We start from the raw sequence: 24,298 nt of genomic DNA, 5'->3' as shown, positions 1-24,298 counted from the left end.
CGGACTCACGGGACCGCCTCTTTCGTACCATGCTGGGGCCGGGTCTGGCGCGCGGCATCCGTCCCGGTTTCGTCCGAAACCGAGTTGTAACCCGTTGGATTGCGCCGAAGTAGCTGATCCCAGAGTCTGATGTACGACTTGGCCTGGTGGTCCCAGGCTAGCTGTTCGGTGAACCGTCGCCGGGCGACCACGCCCATCGCGTTTCTCGCGGCGTCGTCGCCGAGTAGCTGGTCAAGGGCCTTGGCGAGTTCGTCCGGGGTGCCGTTCGGCACGTAGCTGGCCGCGTCCTCGGCGGTACGCCGGGTCTCCAGCAGGTCGACGGCGACCACTGGAAGGCCGCGGGCAACGTATTCCACGGTCTTCGCCATGGTCGACAATTCGGCCATTCGGGTGGGCGGATCCGGCTGGATGGCGATCGACGCCGACCGTAGGAGGGCGTCGACCTCGTCGCCTTCCAGCCAACCGGTGAACGTCACGACATCGGAGATGCCCCGCTGGTCGGCGAGTTCGCGCAACCCGGGCAGGCACTCTCCGTCACCGGCGACCACCAGTTGCCAGTCCTCACCGCCACGGAGTCCGACCAGGTGCTCGGCGGCCAGTACGGCGGCTTCGACGTGGTCCTGCGGATTTATGACACCGAGGTAAACAATTGTCTGACGATTTGTGACAGTGGTCGGACCTGTTTCGGCCAGTTCCGGCTCGACCGATTCCGTCCTGATCGGTCCCACCTCGGCCAGAGTCGGTCCATTCCGGACCACCACCACCCGTGCCGGATCGCAGCCACCCCTGGTGATGGCCAGCTCGCGGTACGACTCGTTGGTGGAGACCACGGCCGAGGCACAACGCCAGGAGAGCTTCTCGAACAGCCGCAGAACGCGCAGTACGGCTGGTCGGGGATGGTCCGTCTTGCACTCGTACAGTTCGGGACTCAGGTCATGGTGGTCGAAGACGAACGGGCGACCGAGCGCCCGCATCAGGAGCGCGACGACCCAGAACACGTCCGGCGGGTTGCACGCCTGCACCGCGTCGACCCGCGAGCGCAGCATGATCCCGAGCAGCCGGGTGGTGACCGCGAGCAGCGCCCAGGCGAACTCGGCGGCGAAGGAGAGCACGCCGGTGCCGGCCAGTGGCTGTGGGAACGACCGGATCGCGGTGTCGACGGACCCGGGCAGCATGGTCAACCGCCCCGGGCCGCGTGGGCAGATCACGGTGACCCGGTACCCGGCCGCCTCGAGGGCCAGGCACTCCCGGATCACCCGGCGGTCCCGTTCGACAGGCAGATTGACCACGACGATGACGACATGTGGACGTCGGCTGGCCATCCCCAACTCCGATCCGCGCAGCTCGGACGATGTTTTCGATGGAAGGTCGCGGCGTGTGGACGCCGCGACCGGAAGAGTTCCCGGCTACCGGGAGATTGTTCTACGAAGACATTTCCCTACCGACGCGGGATGGGCAAGCAGCGGCGATTCGCGAGTGATGTCGACTTAATTACAAGGCGGAGGCCGATCGGCCGATTGCTCTTTCATGCGTTCATCCGGACTTCATCAGTACGTACGGTTACGTTGCGGGTGGGCGCCTCCGCTGCCCTCCCCCGTTAGCCTGCTGAAACATGTGCCCGGTGAAAGTGCCGGTCGGTCGCGCTGAGTCGACGGTCAGAAGAAGCCATTTGTAATTGTTGATGGGATGGCTACCCTGTGCCTGCGGTCGCCCGGCTGGCACCGGGGACCGCACCCGGTACGCGGTGCGCGTACCCCGGTGGGGGTGTGGGGAGGGGTGCGATGACGCGCCTGCGTCGAATCATGCGCTTGGGACTGGTCGGAGTCCTGCTGGGCAGCGTGCTGGCACCGTTGCGGGCAACCGTGGCGGAGGCGGTCACGCTGCCCAGTGGATTCCAGGAGCAGATCGTCTTCAGCGGTCTCAGCCAGCCGACGAACATCGAGTTCGCCCCGGACGGGCGGGTCTTCGTGACCGAGAAGGGCGGGCGGATCAAGGTCTTCGACGACCTGGCCGACCCGACCCCGACCATCTTCGCCGACCTCTCCACAAACGTGCACAACCAGTGGGACCGGGGCCTGCTCGGGCTGGCGCTGCCGCCCGACTTCCCGGCCACCCCGTGGGTGTACGTGCTCTACACCTACGACGCGCCGCCCGGCCAGACCGCCCCGGTCTGGAACGACACCTGCGGTGACGCCAACAACGGCCGCTGCCTGGTCACCGGCCGGCTCTCCCGGTTGCAGGCCAACGGCAACGTGATGACCGGCAGCGAGCAGGTGCTGATCCACGACTGGTGCCAGCAGTACCCCAGTCACTCCGTCGGTGACCTGCGCTTCGGCGCCGACGGCATGCTCTACGCCAGCGCGGGCGACGGCGCCAGCTTCAGCGCCACCGACTACGGCCAGCTCGGCAACCCGGTCAACCCCTGCGGCGACCCGCCGGGTGGTTCGATGACCCCGCCGGGTGCCCAGGGAGGTGCGCTGCGCGCCCAGGACGTACGGACCACCGGTGACCCGACCGGGCTGGACGGGACGGTGCTCCGGCTCGACCCGGCCACCGGCGCCGCCGCGCCGGGCAACCCGCTGATCGGTTCGGCCGACCTGAACGCCCGCCGGATCGTCGGGCTGGGAATGCGTAACCCGTTCCGGTTCACCATGCGCCCCGGCACGAACGAGGTGTGGCTCGGTGACGTCGGCTGGAACGTCTGGGAGGAGATCGACCGGCTGGTCAGCCCGACCGCCGGGACGACCAACTTCGGCTGGCCCTGTTACGAGGGCGCCGCCCGGATGTCGAGCTACGACAACGCCAACCTGAACCTCTGCGAGAGCCTCTACAGCGGCACCGGTCAGAACGCGCCCTACTTCACGTACAACCACACCGGGGCGGTGGTGCCGGGGGAGAACTGCGGCTCTGGTGGCGACGCCATCTCCGGCCTGGCCTTCTACCCGACCAGCGGGGGCAACTACCCGGCCGCGTACGCCGGGGCGCTCTTCTTCGCCGACTACTCGCGCAACTGCATCTACGCGATGCGCCCGACCACTCCCGGCGGGCTACCCAGCCCGACCAACATCGAGGCGTTCGGGCAGGCCGCCGCGAACCCGACCGACCTGGCCATCGGGCCGGGCAACGAGCTCTACTACGTCGACCTGGGCGGCGGCACGGTGCGCCGGATCCGTTACTTCCCCGGCAACCAGCCGCCGACCGCGGTGATCAACGCCCAGCCCACCTCGGGCACCGCGCCGCTGACCGTCAGCTTCGACGGCACCGGATCGACCGACCCCGACCCGGCGGACGAGGGGCGGCTCACCTACAAGTGGGACTTCACCAACGACGGCGCGGTCGACGCGACCACGCCGACCGCCAGTTTCACCTATCCGGCCGGCGGGACGTACACGGCCCGGTTGACCGTCACCGACACGCTGGGCGTCACGGCCAGCACCACCGTCGCGATCCAGCCCGGCAACACCGCCCCGACCGCCGTGGTCGACTCCCCGGTCGCTGGCACCACCTGGGCGGTGGGCGACACGCTCAGCTTCAGCGGCCACGCCAACGACCCGCAGCAGGGCACGTTGCCGGCGAGCGGTCTGAGCTGGCGGCTGCGGATGGAGCACTGCGAGACGGTGGGCAACTGCCACACCCACCAGCTCCAGGAGTGGACCGGGGTGGCCGCCGGGTCGTTCGTGGCACCGGACCACGACTACCCCTCGTACCTGGAGTTGGAGCTGACCGCGCGGGACGCCGACGGGCTCACGCACACGGTGGTCCGCCGGTTGGACCCGCGGACGGTAGACCTGACCTTCGCCAGTGAACCGGCCGGACTCCAGCTCAGCGTCGGTGCGTCGGCCGGGACGACGCCGTTCACCCGTACCGTGATCGTCGGTTCGACCAACACGGTGAGCGCACCGAGCCCACAGAGCGCCAACGCGCAGACGCACACCTTCGCCAACTGGTCCGACGGTGGCGCGGCGACGCACGTGATCACCGCGCCGGCCGGCGCGACCACCTTCACGGCGGCCTACACCAGCGCCGCCGGCTGCGCCGACAGCTTCGGCTACACCTGCACCACCACCACGGAACGACCGTTCCAGCCGGCCGGGGAGACGGTGCTGCCGCTCACCGGCGACGAGGATGTCGCCGAGGTGAACCTGCCGTTCGGATTCCGGCTGTACGGCGAGACGCACGGCACCGCCTGGGTCTCCACCAACGGCTTCCTCTCCTTCTCCGACCCGGGGGCGGCGGCGCCGGTGAACGGGCCGGTGCCCGACGCCGTCCTGCCGAACGGCGCGATCTACCCCTTCTGGGACGACCTCGTGCAACGGGCCGACTCGACGGTGCGTACCGGTGTGTACGGCACGGCGCCGAACCGGCGTTTCGTGGTCGAGTGGCGCAACAGCGGCGTGTACGGATCCTCGTCGGCCCGGGTCACGTTCGCCGCGGTGCTCAGTGAGCAGGGTGAGATCACCTTCAGCTACGCGGACCTGGCGGGGAACGGGCGGGAGCAGGGCGACTCGGCGACGGTCGCGATCGAGGACGGCACCGGGGCGGTGGCGCTCGGCTACTCGATCAACCAGCCGGTGCTGCGCAACGGCACCTCGGTGGTCTTCACCCCGCCCGGCGCGACGCCGCCGCCGACCACCGGCACTCTCTCCGGCACGGTCACGGCGCTGGCGACCGGCCTGCCGGTGGCGGGGGCGACGGTGACCCTGTCGCCGGGGGGCCGGACGGCGACGACCGGGGTGGACGGGTCGTACAGCCTGAGTGCGGTGACGCCCGGCGGTTACACCGTCGCCGGCTCGGCGCTCGGCGGGCTGCTCACCGGTTCGGCCCAGGTCACCGTGACGGCCGGTGGTACGCACGCCGCCAACCTCGCCCTGGTCGTGCTGCCGACGGAGGAGCCCGGGTACGCGAAGACGACCGAGTCCCGGCCGTTCGTACCGGCGGAGGGTGCGCTGGTGCCGTTGACCGGGGACGAGTCGGTGGCGCAGGTGAGCCTGCCGTTCTCCTTCCCGTTCTACGGGCAGAACCACAGCTCGGCGTGGGTCTCCAGCAACGGGTTCGTCTCCTTCGCCGATCCGTCCGGCGCCCAGCCGATCAACACCGGGCTGCCGGGTGCGGGACTGCCGAATGCCGCGCTCTACCCGTTCTGGGACGACCTGGTGATCCGTGCGGACACCACGGTCCGGACCGCCGAGGTCGGGTCCGGCGCGGACCGGAAGTTCGTGATCGAGTGGCGCAACATCGGGATGTACGGCTCCTCGTCGGCCCGGATCACGGTGGAGGCGATCCTCTCCGCGAACGGTGAGATCGCCTTCAACTACGCCGACCTGGCCACCACCAAGCCGGCCGAGCTGGGCGGCGGCGCCACGGTCGGGATCGAGAACCCGGCCGGTACGGCGGCCGTGCAGCACTCCGTCGACCAGCCCACCCTGGCCAACGGTACGGCGATCGTCTTCCACCCGATCTCCTGATCGGGCGGCCGACCAGCGGTGGTTGATCGTCTGGTGCGGGCAGCTGACCGGTCGTTAAGTCGACCCGGTCGGCTGCCCCCGGCGGTCGGCGAACCGACAGCCCGGCGGGAAGCGTTCCGGTAATTCTTAGACGGCACCATTTCGGCGGTTACCGACCGGCCGACAGGGAATCGCCAATCGTGGATGCGGTGGGCGACCCATGGCGATTCGGGCCCAGGGGCAGTGGGGCTTCCCGGACCCTTCGAATGCAGATAATCCGAGGTCAGCGGGGTTCAGACGTTTCGGCATCCAGGGGATCGGGGTACCGGGACATCACGGAAACATGTTACTCGCAACACGGTGAGTAGCGTGGTGGTCGGGGTTGGCCCGATGACGGCACCGTCCGCATCGGACACTTGCGTGTCGATACAGTGGCGCGGTCCCGGCCTGACCCACCTTTCACGACGGTCGATCGGATGATGCGGTTCGGCTGACCGGGTGCCAACACGGGCCGCTAAGGGGGCGGGCATCGCCTCGCGGAACTGGCACCCTGACTGCGGCCCGAGCACCCGATTTTGTATTCGTGTATGTCCTGCGGGCACCTCGGTACCGCGCCGTAAGTAAGGAGAGCAGTGATGCCGCAGCAATTCCGGCGCGCACTGTCAATGGTGCTCGCACTGGGCCTGAGTCTGCCCGCGTTCACCGGTCTGTCGTTCGATACCGACAAAGCCGCCGCAGCCGTGCCGGCGGGCTTTACCGAACAGGTCGTCTTCACCGGACTGACTCGACCGACCAAAGTGGTCTTCTCGCCGGACGGACGGGTATTCGTCGCCCAGAAGAATGGCCAGATCAAGGTTTTCGACAGCACCTCGGACACCAGCGCCACGATCTTCGCCGACCTCCGTACGAACGTGTACGACTTCGAGGACCTCGGCCTGATCGGGCTCGCCCTGGCCCCGAGCTTCCCGGCCGACCCGTACGTCTACGTCAGCTACAGCTACGACGGGCGGATCGGCGGCAGCGCGCCCACGTACAACGACACCTGCGCGGTCACCGGCAACTGTCCGACCAGCGCCCGGGTTTCCCGGCTGCGCGCCGACGGCAACGTGATGACCGGCACCGAGCAGGTGCTGCTGCACGACTGGTGCCAGCAGATCGAGTCACACTCGATCGGCGAGTTGAACTTCGGCCCGGACGGCGCGCTCTACGTCACCGGCGGCGAGGGGGCCTCGGCCACCTTCACCGACTACGGCCAGGCCGGCAACCCGAGCAACCCCTGCGGTGACCCGCCGTCCCCGGTGGGCGGGCCGATGACCCCGCCCACCTCCGAGGGGGGCGCGCTGCGGTCCCAGGACATCCGTACCTCCGGCGACCCGACCGGACTCTCCGGCACCCTGATCCGGATCAACCCGGCCACCGGTGCGGCGATGCCGGACAACCCGTTGGCCGCCAGCCCCGACCCGAACAACCGGCGGATCCTGGCGCACGGCCTGCGTAACCCCACCCGCTGGACCTTCCGGCCCGGCACCAGCGAGATCTGGGTCGGCGACGTCGGCTGGCGTACCTGGGAGGAGATCAACCGGATCCCCGACCCGGCGGCCGGCCCGGTCCGTAACTACGGCTGGCCCTGCTACGAGGGGAACAACCCGCAGAGCGGCTACAACTCGGCGAACCTGACGCTCTGCGAGAGCCTCTACAGCGCACCCGCGGGCACGGTCACCCCGCCGTACTACACCTACGCGCACAGTCAGGTCGTGTCGCCGGGCGACGGCTGCCCGACCGGTGGATCCGCCCCGTCCGGGGTGGCGTTCTACCCCGCCAGCGGCGGGAACTACCCGGCCGCGTACGCCGGAGCGCTCTTTTTCGCCGACTACTCCCGCGAGTGCATCTGGACGATGCGCGCCGGCTCCAACGGCCTGCCCGACCCGGCCAGCATCATCCCGTTCTCCAGCACCGTCTCCGGCCCGGTCGACCTGGAGGTCGGACCGGACCAGGACCTCTACTACGTGGACCTGACCGGCGGCACGGTACGTCGCTTCCACTACAGCGCCGGCAACCAGCCACCGGTCGCGGTCGTCACCGCCAACCCGGTCTCGGGCAACGCGCCGCTGCAGGTGAACTTCGACGCGAGCGGCTCGACCGACTCGGACCCCGGCGACATCCTCAACTACCAGTGGGACTTCACCAACGACGGCACGGTCGACGCGACCGGCGCCACGGCCAGCTTCACGTACACCAGCGTCGGCACGTACACGGCCCGGCTGAGGGTCGCCGACATCGGCGGTTCCAGCGACACCAGGACGCTCCAGATCCGGGTCGGCACCAACGCGCCGGTACCGGTGATCGACACCCCGGCCAGTTCCTTCAACTGGCAGGTGGGGCAGACGGTGAACTTCTCCGGACACGCCACCGACCCGCAGGAGGGGAACCTGCCGGCCTCGGCCCTGCACTGGGAACTGATCAACCGGCACTGCTACGCCGCGGACAACTGCCACACCCACCCGGTGCAGAACATCGGCGGAGTTGCCGCCAGTTCCTTCGTGGCACCGGACCACGAGTACCCGTCGTACCTGGAACTGACCTTGACCGCGACGGACAGCGGCGGGCTGACCGGCAGCACGACGGTGCGGCTCGACCCGCGTACGGTCGATCTCCAACTGGCCAGCAGCCCCAGCGGACTGACCCTCAACCTCAACGGCGCGGACGTGACCACCCCGGCGACCCGGCAGGTCATCGTCGGCTCGACCAACACGGTGAGCGCACCCACCCCGCAGACGGTCGGCGCGTCGACCTTCGACTTCGACCGATGGTCGGACGGCGGTGCCCGCACCCACGTGGTGACCGCACCGGCGAACGCCACCACGTACACCGCCACCTACGGCGCCGACTACGGCGGTGGCGACTGCGGTGACACCTTCGGGTACACCTGCACCACCGCCACCGGTCGTACCTTCGAACGGGTCGACGACACGGTGCTGCCGCTCACCGGAGACGACGCGATCACCCAGGTGACGCTTCCGTTCCCGGTCCCGTTCTACGGCCAGAGCTACACCAGCGCCTGGATCGACACGAACGGGAAGATCTCCTTCGTCAACCCCGGCCCGGCCTGGGGTGTGAACTCCCCGATCCCGGACCCGACGGTGCCGAACGCCTCGATCTACCCGTTCTGGGACGACCTGGTGATGCGGGCCGACTCCAGCGTCCGTACCGGGGTGATCGGCAGCGCGCCGGATCGGCGGTACGTGGTCGAGTGGCGCAACGTCGGGATGTACGGCTCATCCTCGGCGCGGGTCACCTTCGAGGCGATCATCTCCGAGACCGGGCAGATCACCTTCAACTATCTCGACCTGGCCGCGTCGAAGCCGGCCGAGCTGGGTGGCGGCGCCACGGTCGGGATCGAGAACGCGGCCGGCACGGTCGCGGTGCAGTACGGCATCAACCAGCCGCTGCTGGCCAACAACAAGGCCGTCATCTTCACTTCGCCCGACGGGGGACCTCCGCCGGAGCCGCCGCAGCCGCCGACCACTGGCACGGTGACCGGTACGGTGACCAGGGCGGTCGGGGGTACGCCGGTCTCCGGGGCCACGGTGACCCTGTCACCGGGCGGGCGGACGGCGACCACCGCGACGAACGGGACGTACACCCTGACCGGAGTGACGCCGGGCAGCTACACGGTCGCCGGCACGGCTTCCGGTGACCTGACCGGATCGGGTTCGGTGACCGTCACAGCCGGTGGTACGCACACCGTCAACCTGGCGATGACCGCGCCACCGGTGCAACCGCCGGGCGGGGACGGCGACTACACCACGTCGGTCGAGACGCGGGCGTTCGTACCGGCTGAGGGCACCCTGGTGCCGTTGACCGGGGACGACGCGGTGGCGCAGGTGAGCCTGCCGTTCGCCTTCCCGTTCTACGGGCAGAACCAGAACTCGATCTGGATCTCCAGCAACGGGTTCGCCTCCTTCGTCAACCCCAGTGGCGCCCAGCCGATCAACACCGGGCTGCCGGATGCGGGACTGCCGAACGCCGCGCTCTACCCGTTCTGGGACGACCTGGTGATTCGTGCGGACACCACCATCCGGACCGCCGAGGTCGGGTCCGGCGCGGACCGGAAGTTCGTGATCGAGTGGCGCAACATCGGGATGTACGGCTCCTCGTCGGCCCGGGTCACCCTGGAGGCGATCCTCTCGGTGAACGGTGAGATCGCCTTCAACTACGCCGACCTGGCCACCACGAAACCCGCGGAGCTGGGCGGCGGCGCCACCGTCGGCATCGAGAACCCGGCCGGCACGGCAGCCGTGCAGCACTCCCTCAACCAGCCCATCCTCGCCAACGGCAAGGCAATCGTCTTCCGCCCCACCCCGTGATAGGAAGGGGCCCTTCCTATCGTTTCCGGTAGAGGAAGGGCCCCTTCCTACGTTGTCGGACGTACCCGTGGGGATTGCCTGACCGGCATTCTGACACCGATCGCTTCTGGTGTCCGGCCGGTGAGGCGTGGGTCAGGGGCGGCGGTGGAGCCGGTCGAGGATCAGTTGACGGGCGCGGCGGTCGATGCTCAGGAGCACCGTCGCGGCGATCAGGCCGGCCGTGGCGCCGAGTACGAAGACCCCGAGCAACGGGTTGAGCTGGTTCACCCCGATCCGGTCGGTGGCGAGCGGGGTCAACGCCGCGGCGCCCGCCGCCAGCAGGGCCGGCAGGGTCGGGGCGAGGAAGCGGATGATCGAGGCGCCGATCGCCCGGCGCAGGGTCACCCAGATGGAGATGACGTTGACCACGAGCTGCATGCCGATCCCGGCGAGTGCGACGGCGCTCGCCTCGGCGACGTCGTCGCGCCCGTTGAGCAGGAAGCCGACCGCGGCCAGGGTCGCCACACCGAGGATGCCCCGGGTCCAGAGGATCGCGGCGAGCTTCGCCGGCTGCCCGATCGCCTGGAGTGCCGGGCCGAGCAGGACGCCGAACACGTTGATCGCGCCGAAGAGGCAGAGCAGCCGCAGCGGGATCTCGGTGCCGGCCCACTCCGGGCCGAGGAAGCCGACCAGCGGGTGCGCGGTCGCCGTCAGCACGCCGAGCACCGGCAGCCCGGCGATCGCGCCGAGGTGCTGGAGTTTGGTGAGGTGGAGGGCGAACGCGCGCCGGTCGTCCTGGAGCCGGGACAGCGACGGCAGGGCGACCTGTTGCAGTGAGCGGACGGTGACGTCGACCAGCATGTCCGGCAGCCGGGAGGCGAGCCGGTAGATGCCGGTGGCGCCGGTGCCGAAGAAGATACCGGTGAAGATCACGTCGGCCTTGGAGCTGAGCATCAGGCCGAGCCCGGCGTTCGCCGAGTGGGCGGAGAAGGCCCAGAGGTCGCGGATGGCGCCGAGCCGGGGCCGGCGGCTGGGCCGCCACGGGCAGACCACCCAGAGCACGATCAGGCTGACCACGCTGGTGGCGAGCTGTTGTGCCACCAGCGCCCAGATGCCCGCCCCGGCCAGGGCGAGCGAGATGCCGAGGATGCCGCTGATCGCGGCGGCCAGCAGCGTACGGATGGCGACCGAGCGGAACTGCAACTCGCGGCGGAGCACCGCCTCCGGCACGATGGCCAGCCCCTGCAGCAGGACCAGCGGGGAGAGTGCGAGGCAGACCTCGGTCAACCCGTCCGGGTCGCCGTTGATCAGAGACCAGACCGGGCTGAGCAGCGCGGTGAGCGCGCCGACGCCGAGGCCGCCGAGCAGGGTGACGCCGAAGGCTGCGTCAAGGTGTTCCGGGGTGAGCTTGTCCCGCTGCACGATCGCGGAGACCAGCCCCTGCTGGATGATCGTCTGGGCGATGAGGATGAAGACCGTGGCCATCGCCACCAGGCCGAACTCGTGCGGCCCGAGGAGCTTCGCGAGCAGGAAGGTGACGATGACCGACGAACCGACCCGGCCGGCGGTGAGCAGGTACGACCAGCCGATCGCCGACCGTACCCGGCCGCGGGTGGGTGCGGGGGCGGACCCGGTCGTCGTTTCGGGGGTGGTGTCGACCACTAGGCGTTTCCCTTTGCGGTGCTGGTGCGTGAACGTCGGCTCAGGCGGCGGCGCCACCGGCCGAGGAACACCCGTACCCGCCGGGCCCACCAGGCACCGAGGAACGCGCAGGCCGAGCTGATTCTGGTGCCGAACGGATCGTCCCCGCTCAGGAGTGTGCGGAACGTCTCCAGCAGCATCCGCTGCCGGGGCGCCCGGACCTTGCCGCTGTCCTGGGCGTACCAGGAGAGGGCGGAGGCGGGCGTGGCGTCCTTGGCCTGCCGGCTGGAGGCGCCGTGCATCCGGCGCAGGAAGAGTGGCCGGTCCACCTCGTGGATCTCACCGAGTCGGGCGACCTCGGCGACGAGGGTGTAGTCGGAGGAGAGGAAGGGGCGGATCATCCCGGTGCGGCGCAGTGCGGAGAGGCGGAAGACCCCGAAGTGGGCATGACACAGGTTGATGTTGAGAGCGACCCCGGCGACCCGCCGCCACGGGCGGTGGTCGCGCAGGTTCAGCCGGTCGGCGTACGGGCCGATCACCGTCCCCGCCTCGTCGATCAGCACGGTACGAGGATAGGCGAGCACTGCCTGTGACCCTGCGGCGTCCAGGGCCTCGACGCAGGTGCTGAGAAATGTCGGCAGACAGACGTCGTCGTACGCGACCCACTTGAACAGTTCGCCCCGGGCGAGTTCGGCGACCCGGGCGTAGTTGACGTGGCCGCCGAAGTTGCGTGGGTTCCGGAACAGCCGGAATCGTGGGTCGACGGCCGCGTAACGCTGGCAGATCTCCCAGGTCCGGTCGGTGGAGGCGTTGTCGCTCACGATGATCTCGAAGTCCTGGTAGTCCTGCGCGAGCAGCGCGTCCAGGCAGCTTTCGAGGTACCGCTCGGCGTTGTAGAGGGGAACGCCGAGACTCACCCGGGGCGCTCCGTCCATCACTCTCCTCAGCTGCGAGTGATCGTCGACAAGGTGTGTGGTGTGGAACGGGTGCCTGTCGGTCGGGACCATCTGTCCGTCGCCTCAGGCGACCAGCAGTTCGGCGTTGACGCCCAGTTCGCGGAGCGCGGTGCCGATCTCGTTCCGGTACGCGGGGTTGGTGATGATCACCGATCGCGTGCCCAGGTCGGTCAGGCTCGCAGGGGAGCCTACCTGGTGTCCGGTCACCGGCAGGTATCTGCCCCATTTGCGTGGGTTGACGTCGACCACCGCGGCGAGTCGCCCGTCCGGGTCGGCCAGGTGCAGGAACTGCACGCCGCGCGAACCGGCACCCCAGAGCACCGGCTGGTCGCCGGCGGCGAGCAACCGGTCGATGGTGGAGCGCCAGTGTTCCCGTTCGGCCGCGTGCCGGTTGTCGAATCCGGCGATCGACTCCAGTTGGCGGTCCCGATCGGCTGGACCGGGAAGTTTCCGGCCGGTGGCGCTCGCCGGCACGTTCACCGCGATCTCCACGAACCGGAACATGCCGGAGAAGAGTGGACCGGTCTCCGCCACCTGCCAACCCGCCCGTTCCACGATCCGGCACAGCGAGTACGCGTCGAAGTAGGAGACGTGCGGATAGATCACCTCCCAGCCGGCCGTGGCGAGGTCGTAGCAGGCGTCCGGCACCTCCAGGTAGCCGCGTACCGGCCGGTCGCCGGCGAGTTCGCGCAGGCGTACGAGGAAGCCGTGCGGGTCGTCCAGGTGCTCGAACCAGTGCCGGGAGGTGACGAAGTCGAACGTCGGCGTGGTCTCGTCAAGCGGCGCGTGCCCGGAGTGGAGGACCGCTCCGGACGGGTCCGGTCCGACCGGTCCGGCGTACATCGCGTCGTAGCCGTGGCCCCGGCAGCCGGCGACATGGCACAGCTCACGGAGGAACTCACCCTGGCCGCAGCCGATGTCGAGCACGGTCGCGCCGGCCAGCGGATACCGCGACGCCAGGTGCTTGACCAGTTCGGCGGAGAAGGTCTGGAAGGCCGGCGAGTGGTGCAGGTTGGTGTCCATGGTGGTGTCGTAGACCAGCGCCGTCGGGTCGAAGGCGAGGTTGCGCACGTACGCGCACTCCGGGCAGTAGCCCAGTCGCATGTCGCCCAGCGGCGAGGCGAGCGCCTCGTCCCGACTGGCCCAGTGCACCCCACAGAAGACCGGGATCGGGCCCAGGTCGGCGAAGGGGACGAGAGCGGCGCTGCCGCACGCGTCGCAGATCCGGCTCACGCCGGGACGCCAGCGGTCCAGCGCAGTTCCTGGTCGAGCCGGCCGGCCCCCTGAAGGGCCTGGATCCGGCGCAGCCGCTGGTGTCGCTCGCCGCGGAACACCTCGATCGTCAGGCCGTGCCGCTGGTACGCCTCGACCAGCTCCTCGATCCCCTTGCGCACGGTCCACCGGGGCTGGAAACCGGGCACCTCGGCGGCGATCAGGTCGCAGCTGACCCGGTAGTTGCGGGAGTCGGCCGAGGCGCCACCGGCGAACGTGACGGTGGAACCGTCCACCACCTCGGCGACCAGTTCCGCGACCTCCCGGATCAGGTAGTTTTCGCTGCTCACGCCGATGTTGTACGCCTTCGCGTGGACCTGCTCGCGGGGCGCCTCCAACAGTGCCAGGAAGGCGGCGCAGATGTCCTCGGCGTGCACCAGGGGACGCCAGGCGGTGCCGTCGGAGAGGAGCCGGACCTCGCCGGTGAGCAGGGCGCTCGCGGTCAGGTCGTTGACCACCAGGTCGCCCCGCAGGCGCGGGGAGAAGCCGTACGCGGTGGCGTTGCGCAGGAAGACGGGGGAGAAGTCGTCGTCGGCGAGGGCCGTCAGCCCCTGCTCCGAAAAGATCTTCGACTCGCCGTACGGGGTGACCGGTGCGAAGCCCGCCTGTTCGTCCAACGGACGGTCGTCCAGCCCGGCGCCGTAGAGGCTGCACGAGGAGGAGAAGAGGAACCGGGTCACCCCGGCCGCCTTCGCCGCCTCGGCCAGCCGCACCGTGGCCCGGTGGTTGATGTCGTACGTCAACTCGGCGTTGAGGTTGCCGATCGGGTCGTTGCAGAGGGCCGCCAGATGGCAGACCGCGTCGAAACCGGTGAGGTGCTCCGGCCGTACGTCGCGCAGGTCCAGCCGGAGGTTGGGTACCTCGGCCGGCGCCGGGCCGAGCAGGCAGTCGGCGTAGAGGTCGGTGTCGAGGCCGGTGACCTCGTGGCCCGCCGCCTGGAGCAGCGGAGTGAGCACGCTGCCGAGGTAGCCGTGATGACCGGTGACGAGAACGCGCACGGCAAAGCTCCCGAGGGTCCGCGGGGGTGAGAAGCAGAGTTTATGAGCGGTCGCTGATCATGAACGAGTAGTGTCGGACTTTTTACTGAACACCCCGGCCCCTAATCGCTGGAACTAGCGTGTCCGAAGCGTGCCGGCGGGCGCCGCGCGGATGTGGGCGAATATTCGGGGTGGATGGCATGACCATTGCGGAATGTCGGCTCTGCGGCACGGGATTGACCGAGACCTTCGTCGACCTCGGCATGTCTCCGCTCTGCGAGAGTTACCTGCCTGCCGACCGGTTGGACAGTGCTGAGACGTTCTACCCCTTGCATGTGCGGATCTGTTCCAGTTGTCTGCTTGTGCAACTGCCGGCGTACGTGCCCGGAGAGGACATTTTCTCCGACTACGCCTATTTCTCCTCCTATTCGGATTCGTGGGTGGCGCACGCCAAGCGGTACGCCGACACGATGACCGAGACACTCGGCCTCGGCCCGGAAAGTCTCGTCACCGAGGTGGCGAGCAACGACGGCTATCTGCTCCAGCACTTCGTCGCCCGGGACATCCCGGTGCTCGGCGTCGAGCCGGCGGCGAACATCGCCGAGGTGGCCCGGGGTAAGGGCATCCGCACCGAGACGTACTTTCTCGGGGCCGAGACCGGTGCGGACCTCGCCGGCCGGTACGGCCGGGCCGACCTGGTGGCCGGCAACAACGTCTACGCCCACGTGCCGGACCTGATCGGCTTCACCGCCGGGCTGGCCGCGCTGGTCAAGCCGACCGGACTGGTCACGTTGGAGTTTCCGCACCTGCTGCGTCTGATCGAACGCCGGCAGTACGACACGATCTACCACGAGCACTACCAGTACCTCTCACTGCTCACCGCGCAGCGGGCGCTGGCCACGGCGGGTCTGGCCGTGGCCGACGTCGAGGAGCTCTCCTCGCACGGGGGGTCGCTACGGGTGCACGCCCGACCGGCCGCGGCGGACAATCTCGGCCCGACCGGGTCGGGTCTCGGCTGGGAACCGTCGAGCAACGTCAAGTCGGTGCTGGAGGCGGAGGCCGAGGCCGGTCTGCACACTCTCGACGGGCATCGCGGCTTCGCCGAGGCGGTCTTCATGATCAAGCGGAACCTGCTCGACTTCCTGCTCACCGCGCGGGCGGAGGGCAAGCGGGTGGTCGGGTACGGGGCTCCGGGCAAGGGCAATACGCTGCTCAACCACTGCGGTATCCGATCCGACCTGCTGGCGTACACGGTCGACCGGAGTCCGTACAAGCAGGGCAGGTTCCTCCCCGGCACGCACATTCCGATCCACGCGCCCGAGCGGTTGGCCCAGGACCGTCCCGACTACGTCCTGGTGCTGCCGTGGAACCTGCGTACCGAGATCTCCAGCCAACTGGCGTACGTCCGTGAGTGGGGCGGCCGGTTGGTCTACCCCATCCCGGAGCTTGAGGTGGTCTGATGAAGGTCGTCCTGTTCTGCGGCGGACTGGGCATGCGGATGCGGGAGGGTGCCGCCTCGGCGCCCAAACCGATGGCGATGATCGGTGATAGGCCGCTGCTCTGGCACGTCATGCGTTATTACGCCCACTTCGGACATACTGACTTTATTCTCTGTCTCGGGTACGGCGCCGCCGCGGTGAAGGACTACTTCCTGCACTACGACGAGACGCTCTCCAACGACTTCACCCTCACCATGGGCGGCCGGGACGTACGCCTCTTCGCCACCGACATCACCGACTGGAACATCACCTTCATCGACACCGGGCTCGGCGCCTCGATCGGTGAGCGGCTGATGCGGGTCCGTCGGCACGTCGACGGCGAGGAGATGTTCCTGGCCAACTACGCCGACACCCTCACCGACGCGCCCCTACCCGCGATGATCGACCGGTTCCGGGGCTCGACCGCCACGGCCAGCCTGCTCGCCGTACCGGTGCAGTCGACCCACCACGTGATCGACATCGACGAGTCCGACCAGGTGAGCCGGGTCCGGCCGATCCGCGAACTGATGCAGTGGGAGAACGGCGGCTACTTCATCCTGCGCCCGGAGATCTTCGACGAGCTGCGTGAGGGCGAGGACATGGTGCCGCACGCGTTCGACCGGCTGCTGCCGCAACGGCGCCTGATGGCACAGCGCTACACCGGCTTCTGGCGGGCCGCCGACACCTTCAAGGACCGGGCCGAGCTGGAAGAGCTCTACCACTCCGCCAGCTGTCCCTGGATGCTCTGGGACGCCAACCGGCACAGCGGGGCGCCGATCCCGGCACCGCTCGGAGCCCGGATCGACACCCCGGTCGCGACCGGCAGCCACGCCCTGATCCGCTGATGGCGTCGTTGCGACTGGGTTCGGTCCGCTCGCTGGTCCTGGTCGGGGCGCACCCGGACGACATCGAGATCGGCGCCGGTGGCCTGCTGCTGGCACTCGGTGCGGTCAACCCCGGGCTCCGGGTGCACTACCTGCTGCTCACCGGTACGCCGAACCGGCAGGCGGAGGCCCGCGCCGCCGCTGCCGCCTTCCTGCCCGACGCCCAGCTCGACTTCGACCTGCACCAACTCCCCGACGGCCGGGTGCCCGCGCACTGGGAACAGGCCAAGCGGGCTATTGACGCGGCTGCCGCCGCGACCAGTCCTGATCTGGTCCTGGCGCCGGGGGCGGACGATGCCCATCAGGACCATCGCACCCTGGCCGAACTGGTACCCACCTCGTTTCGCCGCGCGTCGGTGTTGCACTATGAAATCCCCAAGTGGGACGGTGACCTGGGCCGGCGCAACATTTACCTGCCGCTCACCGACGAGCAGGCCCGGCGCAAGGTGGAGTTGCTACACACCAGTTACCCCTCCCAGAAGGATCGGGACTGGTGGGACGACGAGGTCTTCCTCGGGCTGGCCCGGCTGCGGGGCATGGAATGCCGATCCCGGTACGCCGAGGCGTTCCGGTGTGAGAAAGCGGTAATCGAGATATGACCCAGCACAGCGAGCCGGCCCGATGAGCGGCGAGGTGCTGTCCGCCTGCCTGTTCGGCGTACCGGGCTCCCATCTCAACCTGGGCGTGGGGGCGTTGCGGGCGGCGACCCTCGGCGGACTGCTGGCCCGGGAGCCACAGGCCGACATCACCGTCTTCGACGACGGCTGGGGCCAGCGGTCCGGGCACGCCTTCGTCGGTGGTCGGCCGGTGTCGATCTCACTCGCCGGCGCCCGGCACTCCCGTCGGTACCACCGGCCCGAGTCGTACCTCAACATGCGGGTCAGCGCGGCGCTCGGCGGGTTCGGCAACTCCGGTGTCGCCCGGATCGACCGGGCCGACGTGGTGCTCGACGTCAGCGGCGGGGACAGCTTCAGCGACATCTACGGCGAGCACCGGTTCCGTACCGTGGCCTGGCCCAAACGCCTCACCCTGCTGCGCCGCCGGCCGCTGGTGCTGCTGCCGCAGACCTACGGGCCGTTCCGCTCCGACCGGATCCGGGCCGAGGCCGCCGCGCTCGCCCGGGGTGCCGCGATGGCGTGGGCCCGTGACCCGGAGAGCTACGCGGCCCTGGGCGAACTGCTCGGCGCCGATCTGGACCCGACCCGGCACCGCGAGGGGGTCGACGTGGCCTTCGCGCTGGAACAGCGCCCGCCGGACCAACCCGCGCTGGAGACGCTGGAGCGGTGGTTCGCCGCCGCCAGCGGCCCGGTCGTCGGCATCAACGTCAGCGGGCTGATGGCGCGGGCCGAGGGCAGGGCCCAGTTCGGCCTCGCCGCCGACAGCGCCGAGGTGGCCCGCCGGATCTGCGAGCGCCTGCTCGACGAGGCGGACACCCGCGTGATCATCGTGCCGCACGTGCGTACGCCCCAGGGGACCGACGACGACACCGCCGCGAGCGAGCGGCTGCACGCCGCTCTCGTCGGGCGGTACGGCGACCGGGTCACCGTCAGCCCGCCCGGCCTGGACCCGCACCAGACCAAGTGGGTGATCGCCCGGACCGACTGGTTCTGCGGGATGCGGATGCACGCCACCATCGCCGCGCTCTCCACCGGCGTGCCGGTGGCGAACATCGCGTACAGCCTCAAGGCGAGGGGCGTCTTCGCCAGCGTGGGCCAGGAACGGCACGTGGCCGACGCCCGCAAGCTCGCCGACGACGACCTGCTGGACGCCCTCTGGCGGTCCTGGACCTCCCGGGCCGACACCGCCGTCGAACTCGCCGAACGGATACCGGTGGCGGTCGCCCGCGCCGGCGAGCAGATGGACGAGATCGTCGCCGTGGCCCGTGCCGAGCGGGCGCGGCGCGGCGCGGGAGCACGCCGATGACGCGGCCCCAGACGGTGCACGACGTGGCCGCGCACAAGCTCTGCACCGGCTGCGGCGTCTGCGCCTACCTGGCCCCGGACGAGATCCGCATGGTCGACGTGCTCGACCAGGGTCGGCGGCCGATCCCGATCACCCCGGTCGGCAGCAGCTCCGGGACCGGCGCCGCCGCTGCCCTGGCCTGCTGCCCCGGCGTGAAGCTGGAGCACCAGGCGAGTGCGCCCGCGCCCGGGGAGATCCCGGAGCTGCGGGCGGCCTGGGGCCGGTCCGGAAGATCTGGGAAGGGTACGCCGCCGACCCGAAGATCCGATTCGCCGGTTCCAGCGGCGGGGTGGCCACCGCGCTGGCCGCGTACTGCCTGGAGCAGGAGGCGATGGCCGGGACGCTGCACATCGGCGCCCGCGCGGACGTGCCGTACCTGAACGAGACCCGGTTGTCGCGCAGCCGCGAGGAACTGCTCGCCGCCGCCGGCTCCCGGTACGCCCCGGCCAGCCCGGCCGACCGGCTCGACCTGATCGAGTCGGCCGAGGCGCCCTGCGTCTTCATCGGCAAACCCTGTGACGTCGCGGCGGTTCGGATGGCCCGGCAGGTACGCCCCGCCCTGGACGCCCGGGTCGGCCTCACCATCGCGGTCTTCTGTGCCGGCACCCCGAGCACCGCCGGCACCCTGGAAATGATGCGTCAGCTCGGGGTGACCGACCCGGACCGCGTGGAGTCGGTGCACTACCGGGGCAACGGCTGGCCAGGGCTGGCCCGGACCCGGACCGTGGACGACCCGCCGGGGGAGTTGCGGACGCTCACCTACGAGCAGTCCTGGGGCGACATCCTGCAGAAGCACCGACAGTGGCGCTGCTACCTCTGCGCCGACCACACCGGTGAGTTCGCCGACGTGGCGGTCGGTGACCCGTGGTACCGCCCGACCGGTGACGACCCGGGGCGCTCCCTCGTGCTGGCCCGGACCGAACGGGGCGTACGCCTGGTCGAGGCGGCGATCGCGGCCGGCGCGCTGGTGCTGGAACCGGTGGCGGCGGAGATCCTGCCGGCCTCGCAGCCGAACCTGCTCCGTGCCCGGGGTGCGGTCTGGGGGCGGATGAGCACGCTCCGGGCCGCCGGGCTGATGACCCCTCGGCTGCGCCGGCTGCCGATGGCCCGGATGTGGTTCCGGCACCTCTCCACCCGGGAGAAGCTCCAGTCGACCGTCGGTACGGTCCGCCGGATCAAGCGCAAGCGGCTACGTGAGCCGGCGGTGCTGACCCCGTACCGGGACACCGCCGACGACCGCTCGATCAGCGACTGACGCCGGGCCGGGGCGAGCGGCCTCGCGGCGGGCTCACGGTACGACCGGTTGGCCGCTGTCGAACCAGACGTTGCTGCCCCGGTCCCAGCTGATCCCGGCCTGGTCCGAGCGGGCGATGACGCCGTACCGGAAGTTGCGGCCGAACCGGTTGCCCCGGATCACGATGTTCGACGCGACCAGGTCGTCCCGTACCCCGATCGAGTAGTTTCCCCCGTCGCAGTAGTTCTCCTCGACCAGCAGGTTCGTCACCGAGTCGCTGGTGGTGGAGCCGATCATCAGGCACGCGTTCAGCGGATCCTGGGTACCGGGCCGGTGTGGTTCGAGCCGGTTGTGGCGGACCACGATGTTGTCGCCGCCGGTGGTCTGCAAGGTGTCGTTGTGTGAGTCCGGCACCCGGACGAGATCGTGGATCCAGGAATCGACGATGGTGGTGTTCGCGCTGAGCCGGGGACCGTCGATCACATTGTGGATGTTGACCCGGCGCAGGGTGTAGTTGGCGCAGCAGACCGCCGACGAGTTTCGGCCCATGCCGTTGATCTCGACGTCCTCGACCACCAGGTTGCTGGCCGACTCGTACGTCCGGATCGAGAATGTGGCGCTGTCGCAGGTGATCCGCGAATTGCGCAGGACCACGTTCGCCGCCCGTACGGTGACGCAGCCGGTGATGTTCAGGTTGCTGATCACCTCGCCCGGCTTACGCAGGTCCAGCGAACCGGACTCCCGCAGCACCGTGCCGGCCGGTACGCCGGTGCTCTCGGCGGCGGGCCAGTAGCTCATCGGGGTGGGGGCGCCGGCGGCGTTCTCGGCCGAGGGCGGATCGGTGCCGAAGTCCTTCGGCGTCGGCGTGGCGGCGACCGAACGTCCGGGAGTGTAGGGCCGGCCGTTGGCGGTGGAGTCGACGATGCTGGCCGGAGCGTCCGGACTCTGCCGGAACGGCTGCCGGCACCCGTCGACCCGCACCCGCAAGGCGGAGTAGCCGCCGGGAACGATGCCGTCGGTGTGCTCCTCGGCGCACTCGATCCGGGTGTCCTCGATGACCGTGTCGCGTATCCCGGCGCGGATCCGGACGGCGGCATCGCCGCCGGTGGCGACCGTGAGCATGCGGAGAGTGACGTGGTCCGCCGCGATCTCGATCGGGCGGCTGATGGTCTGACCCCAGAGCACGGTGTTCGGCTGGTCGATCACCAGCGGTGCGTCCCGTCCCGGACCGGCGAGGCTCACGATCAGGTAGCCGGTGCCGGCGACCACGGCGAGGCAGATACCGATGACCACGACGAGCAGTGGGCCGCGCCGGGGTGAACGCGCCGGCACCGCCCCGTCCGCCGTGGACGCGGTCACCGGATCCGATTCGTCGGCAGCGGGCGGGGGGACCGGTGGTAAAGATTCGTCACCAGTCATCGATGCCCCCCTCAGAGATCGTGAATGATCCTACAAGCGGGTTTGGAAGAGACGGAATTGTTCGTTGTGACAAATTGTGGACTGACAATGGGGACCGGTCACCGTATCTGCTGACGTGGCAGCACGACCTCCCGCAGGATCAGCTGAATCGCCGCCATCGCCGGAATCGCCACGAGGGCACCGATCACACCGAAGAGAGCGACTCCCACCAGGGCCGCGACGATCGCCGCCACGTCGTTCACCTTGACCGACCGCTCCATCACCTTGGGGTAGATCAGGTAATTCTCGAGTTGCTGGTAGATGACGAAGAAGACGAGGCAGGCGATTCCCGCCGGCAGATCGGTGGCGAATCCCACCAGGCTGACGATGACCGCGCCGAGGGTGGCGCCGATCTGCGGCACCAGGTCGCAGACGGCCACCACGACGGCGAGCGCGAAGGGGTACGCCAACCCGACGATCATGGCGAAGACGAACGTACAGAGCCCCGCCAGTACGGCGATCGCCAGCGCGCCGACCATGTACGCGCCAACCTTGGCGAGGATCTCATCCGTGATCAGGCTGACCCGCTGCCGGCGTGAGGCGGGCACCAGGGAGTAGCCGAGGGTCTTCAGCCGGTCGAAGGCTGACATGAAGTAGATGGTCAGGACCAGCACGGTCAGCACGTTGAAGATGGCGCCGAAGATGAACTGGGCACCGCCGAACACACCACCGACCGCCTGGCCGATCGTCTCCGGATTCGCCGCCGCCTGGATCCGGTTCACCAGGTCGTACCGCTCGACCAACTCGTTCACCGTCGCGTTGCGACGCAGCTCCTCGACGTACACGGGCACCTGTTCGAGGAACTGCCCGGTCTGCGTCACCACCGGCGGGACCAGCGCGAGGATGCCACCGGCGAGCACCAGCAGCACGGTCAGCGCGACCACCGTCACGGCGAGTCCGTGCGCCAGTCCCCACTTGCGCAGCCGGGCCACGGCGGGGTTGAGCCCGATGGCGAGGAAGAGGGCGATGAAGATCAGGATCAGCATCGAGGCCGCGCCGCGGACGGCGAGGAAGGTGGCGTACGCCAGCAGCACTCCCAGCCCACCGGTGAAGCCGATGAGGAACGGGCTGCGGCGCAGCGGCCGGCCGGGCTGCCCGAACCGGCCCCGGGCGTACTCCCGATCCTCCGGGCCATTCTGTTCTGAGTCGTTGCGCTCCGTGCCGGTGCCGGTGCCGGTGCGGTCCGAGCCGTCGGTCGGCTCCGCCGCAGGGGCGGCCGACGCGAGGATGCCCGTCCGGGTGGCCGCCGCCGGCTCGCCGGCCCGGCGTTGTTCCGGCGTCGGTGTGACCCGTTCGTCCTCGGTGGTTCCCGCCTCCGGTTCTTCCGCCGCCACCGGCCCCTCCCGCCTCGCGTTCGCTGTTCCGGCAGGTTATCGGTAACCGGCCAACGCGGCCCCCGCCGGGCCGCCCGTATCCGCCCGTACCCGCTCGGACCGGTGCTGCTCAGGCTGGCGGCGACGGCGTCTCCGGCACCCGCCCCCAGCTGCGTGCGGTGTCCGACACCGCCATCCCGGCCAGGACGACCGTCGCGGCGGCGGCGATCGCCACCGGCGGCAGCAGGATCATCGCGGGGGTGAGCGCGGTGAGGATCAGCAGCGCGACGATCCTGGACTTGGAGACCCGGCCGAAGACCTCGTACTCGAACCGGGAGCGTCCGAGCACGAAGAGGGCGGGGCCGCCGAGCAGGACGAGGACCATTCCCCAGTTGGTGTGACCGAGCGGGTCCTGAAGGATGATCTCGAAACTGGCCGCGGTGATGACGATCCCGGCCACCATGGCCAGGTGGGTGTACGGGGCGACCCGGAAGAACCGCCGCGTCTCGACGACCGACTCGATCGCCAGTGGCAGCACCTCGCCGGCCCGGTGGGAGTAGATCCGCCAGAGCAACAGGGAACTGGTGAACGCGACGATGAAGGCCAGGGACCGGCCGAGATCGAATTCGGTCTTGCTGAAGGTCAACCCGATGACCAGGATTCCGTCACCGAGGGCGATGATGATGAACTGCTGGTAGCGCTCCGCGAGGTGCTCCGCGGTGACGTTGTACTGCGTCTTCGGTAGCCGGCCGAGCAGCGGGGTGGGATAACCCAGGCTGAACGCGCCGTAGTCGATCGCCAGCGCCAGCCCCCAGAGCCCGGCCCGGAGGCCGGGGTCGTCGGCGAACCCACCCATGATCCACGGTACGGCGGAGAGGGCGAACCAGAAGAAGATCCGGATCGCGCGTTTCTGTGCCTGCTGTCCCCGCAGCAGTGGGACGAGGAAGAGTCCACGGCTGAAGTGGATGCCGACATAGGCGCACGCGAAGACCAGGCCGTACTCGCCGAAGGCCCGGGGCAGCGTCGCCGCCATCAGCAGGCTGCCCAGCATCACCGTGATGGTGATCAGCTTGATCGAGATCTGCTGCGGGTCGTACAGGTCGGTGAGGAACGCCGTGATCGACCAGACCCACCACATGCCCATCAGGAGCAGCAGCGACTCGAGGGCGCCGAGCCAGGTGTGGTGGGTCGCGAGGTGACCCGAGATCAGCGCCAACGCGACGACGTACACCAGGTCGAAGAAGAGTTCCAGGAGACTGACCCGGCGCGAACCCTCCGGGTCGCGTTCCAGCGCGGCCTTGTCGCTGACCCTCATCCGCGGTCCGGCTGATCA

16 protein-coding genes are annotated in these 24,298 nt (G+C 69.5%); 8 read left to right on the top strand and 8 right to left on the bottom strand.

Translation table 11 applies throughout. The features are described from left to right. Positions 1-5: 5 nt before the first annotated feature. Positions 6-1,322, bottom strand: coding sequence for a glycosyltransferase family 4 protein (locus BDK92_RS11635; RefSeq protein WP_121156724.1), 1,317 nt, complete (start codon positions 1,320-1,322; stop codon positions 6-8). Between the two features lie 459 nt (positions 1,323-1,781). Here BDK92_RS11635 and BDK92_RS11630 point away from each other — a divergent pair, with 459 nt between their 5' ends. Together BDK92_RS11630 and BDK92_RS11625 are read left to right on the top strand one after the other, a co-directional pair. Further along, complete coding sequence (locus tag BDK92_RS11630) at positions 1,782-5,465, top strand: PQQ-dependent sugar dehydrogenase (RefSeq protein ID WP_147456962.1); 3,684 nt, start codon at positions 1,782-1,784, stop codon at positions 5,463-5,465. A 614-nt stretch (positions 5,466-6,079) separates the two neighbouring features. Next, the gene (locus BDK92_RS11625) at positions 6,080-9,811 is read left to right on the top strand and encodes a PQQ-dependent sugar dehydrogenase (RefSeq protein ID WP_147456961.1); all 3,732 of its coding nucleotides are present in this window, start codon (positions 6,080-6,082) and stop codon (positions 9,809-9,811) included. 132 nt (positions 9,812-9,943) lie between these two features. On the opposite strand, the gene BDK92_RS11620 is transcribed toward BDK92_RS11625, so the two are convergent. From BDK92_RS11620 to BDK92_RS11605, 4 genes are all read right to left on the bottom strand, one after another. Beyond that, a complete protein-coding gene (locus BDK92_RS11620) occupies positions 9,944-11,452 on the bottom strand; it encodes a lipopolysaccharide biosynthesis protein (protein ID WP_170208554.1) in 1,509 nt (502 codons plus the stop codon). After that, a complete protein-coding gene (locus tag BDK92_RS11615) occupies positions 11,452-12,366 on the bottom strand; it encodes a glycosyltransferase family 2 protein (protein WP_170208553.1) in 915 nt (304 codons plus the stop codon). Before BDK92_RS11615 ends, BDK92_RS11620 begins: the two co-directional genes overlap by 1 nt. Before the next feature lie 84 nt (positions 12,367-12,450). After that, positions 12,451-13,620, bottom strand: coding sequence for a class I SAM-dependent methyltransferase (locus BDK92_RS11610; protein WP_170208552.1), 1,170 nt, complete (start codon positions 13,618-13,620; stop codon positions 12,451-12,453). Then, entirely contained in the window at positions 13,617-14,657 is a 1,041-nt protein-coding gene (locus BDK92_RS11605) for an NAD-dependent epimerase/dehydratase family protein (RefSeq protein ID WP_121156718.1), read from the bottom strand. The genes BDK92_RS11610 and BDK92_RS11605 overlap by 4 nt, the downstream gene beginning before the upstream one ends. A gap of 179 nt (positions 14,658-14,836) precedes the next feature. Between BDK92_RS11605 and BDK92_RS11600 the strand changes: the two genes are divergently transcribed. From BDK92_RS11600 to BDK92_RS11580, 6 genes are read left to right on the top strand one after another with little or no spacing between them, the layout of a single operon-like run. After that, a complete protein-coding gene (locus BDK92_RS11600) occupies positions 14,837-16,096 on the top strand; it encodes a class I SAM-dependent methyltransferase (protein WP_121161998.1) in 1,260 nt (419 codons plus the stop codon). Continuing rightward, positions 16,096-16,959 carry a glycosyltransferase family protein gene (locus BDK92_RS11595; RefSeq protein ID WP_246016971.1) on the top strand — a complete coding sequence of 288 codons (864 nt, stop codon included), beginning with the start codon at positions 16,096-16,098 and terminating at the stop codon, positions 16,957-16,959. The genes BDK92_RS11600 and BDK92_RS11595 overlap by 1 nt, the downstream gene beginning before the upstream one ends. Next, positions 16,959-17,597, top strand: coding sequence for a PIG-L deacetylase family protein (locus BDK92_RS11590; RefSeq protein ID WP_121156717.1), 639 nt, complete (start codon positions 16,959-16,961; stop codon positions 17,595-17,597). Before BDK92_RS11595 ends, BDK92_RS11590 begins: the two co-directional genes overlap by 1 nt. A 22-nt stretch (positions 17,598-17,619) precedes the next feature. Further along, the gene (locus tag BDK92_RS11585) at positions 17,620-18,921 is read left to right on the top strand and encodes a polysaccharide pyruvyl transferase family protein (protein ID WP_121156716.1); all 1,302 of its coding nucleotides are present in this window, start codon (positions 17,620-17,622) and stop codon (positions 18,919-18,921) included. After that, entirely contained in the window at positions 18,918-19,340 is a 423-nt protein-coding gene (locus tag BDK92_RS39660) for a ferredoxin (RefSeq protein WP_211349187.1), read from the top strand. Before BDK92_RS11585 ends, BDK92_RS39660 begins: the two co-directional genes overlap by 4 nt. Beyond that, the gene (locus tag BDK92_RS11580) at positions 19,250-20,215 is read left to right on the top strand and encodes a Coenzyme F420 hydrogenase/dehydrogenase, beta subunit C-terminal domain (protein WP_211349186.1); all 966 of its coding nucleotides are present in this window, start codon (positions 19,250-19,252) and stop codon (positions 20,213-20,215) included. Before BDK92_RS39660 ends, BDK92_RS11580 begins: the two co-directional genes overlap by 91 nt. A gap of 33 nt (positions 20,216-20,248) precedes the next feature. Here the strand turns inward: BDK92_RS11580 and BDK92_RS11575 are convergent, their stop codons facing one another. The 3 genes from BDK92_RS11575 to BDK92_RS11565 form a co-directional block, all read right to left on the bottom strand. Beyond that, positions 20,249-21,553 carry a right-handed parallel beta-helix repeat-containing protein gene (locus tag BDK92_RS11575; protein ID WP_121156715.1) on the bottom strand — a complete coding sequence of 435 codons (1,305 nt, stop codon included), beginning with the start codon at positions 21,551-21,553 and terminating at the stop codon, positions 20,249-20,251. A 158-nt stretch (positions 21,554-21,711) separates the two neighbouring features. Beyond that, positions 21,712-22,986 (bottom strand): AI-2E family transporter, encoded by a 1,275-nt coding sequence (locus tag BDK92_RS11570; protein WP_246016970.1) that lies wholly within the window; start codon positions 22,984-22,986, stop codon positions 21,712-21,714. Positions 22,987-23,095: 109 nt separating this feature from the next. After that, positions 23,096-24,280, bottom strand: a complete 1,185-nt coding sequence (locus BDK92_RS11565) for a low temperature requirement protein A (protein WP_121156714.1) — start codon at positions 24,278-24,280, stop codon at positions 23,096-23,098. Between the last annotated feature and the right edge of the window lie 18 nt (positions 24,281-24,298).

Source organism: Micromonospora pisi, assembly GCF_003633685.1.
Taxonomy (GTDB): domain Bacteria; phylum Actinomycetota; class Actinomycetes; order Mycobacteriales; family Micromonosporaceae; genus Micromonospora_G; species Micromonospora_G pisi.
Note: the sequence above shows the minus strand (reverse complement) of the source record. Positions and strands in the feature narration are given on the sequence as shown.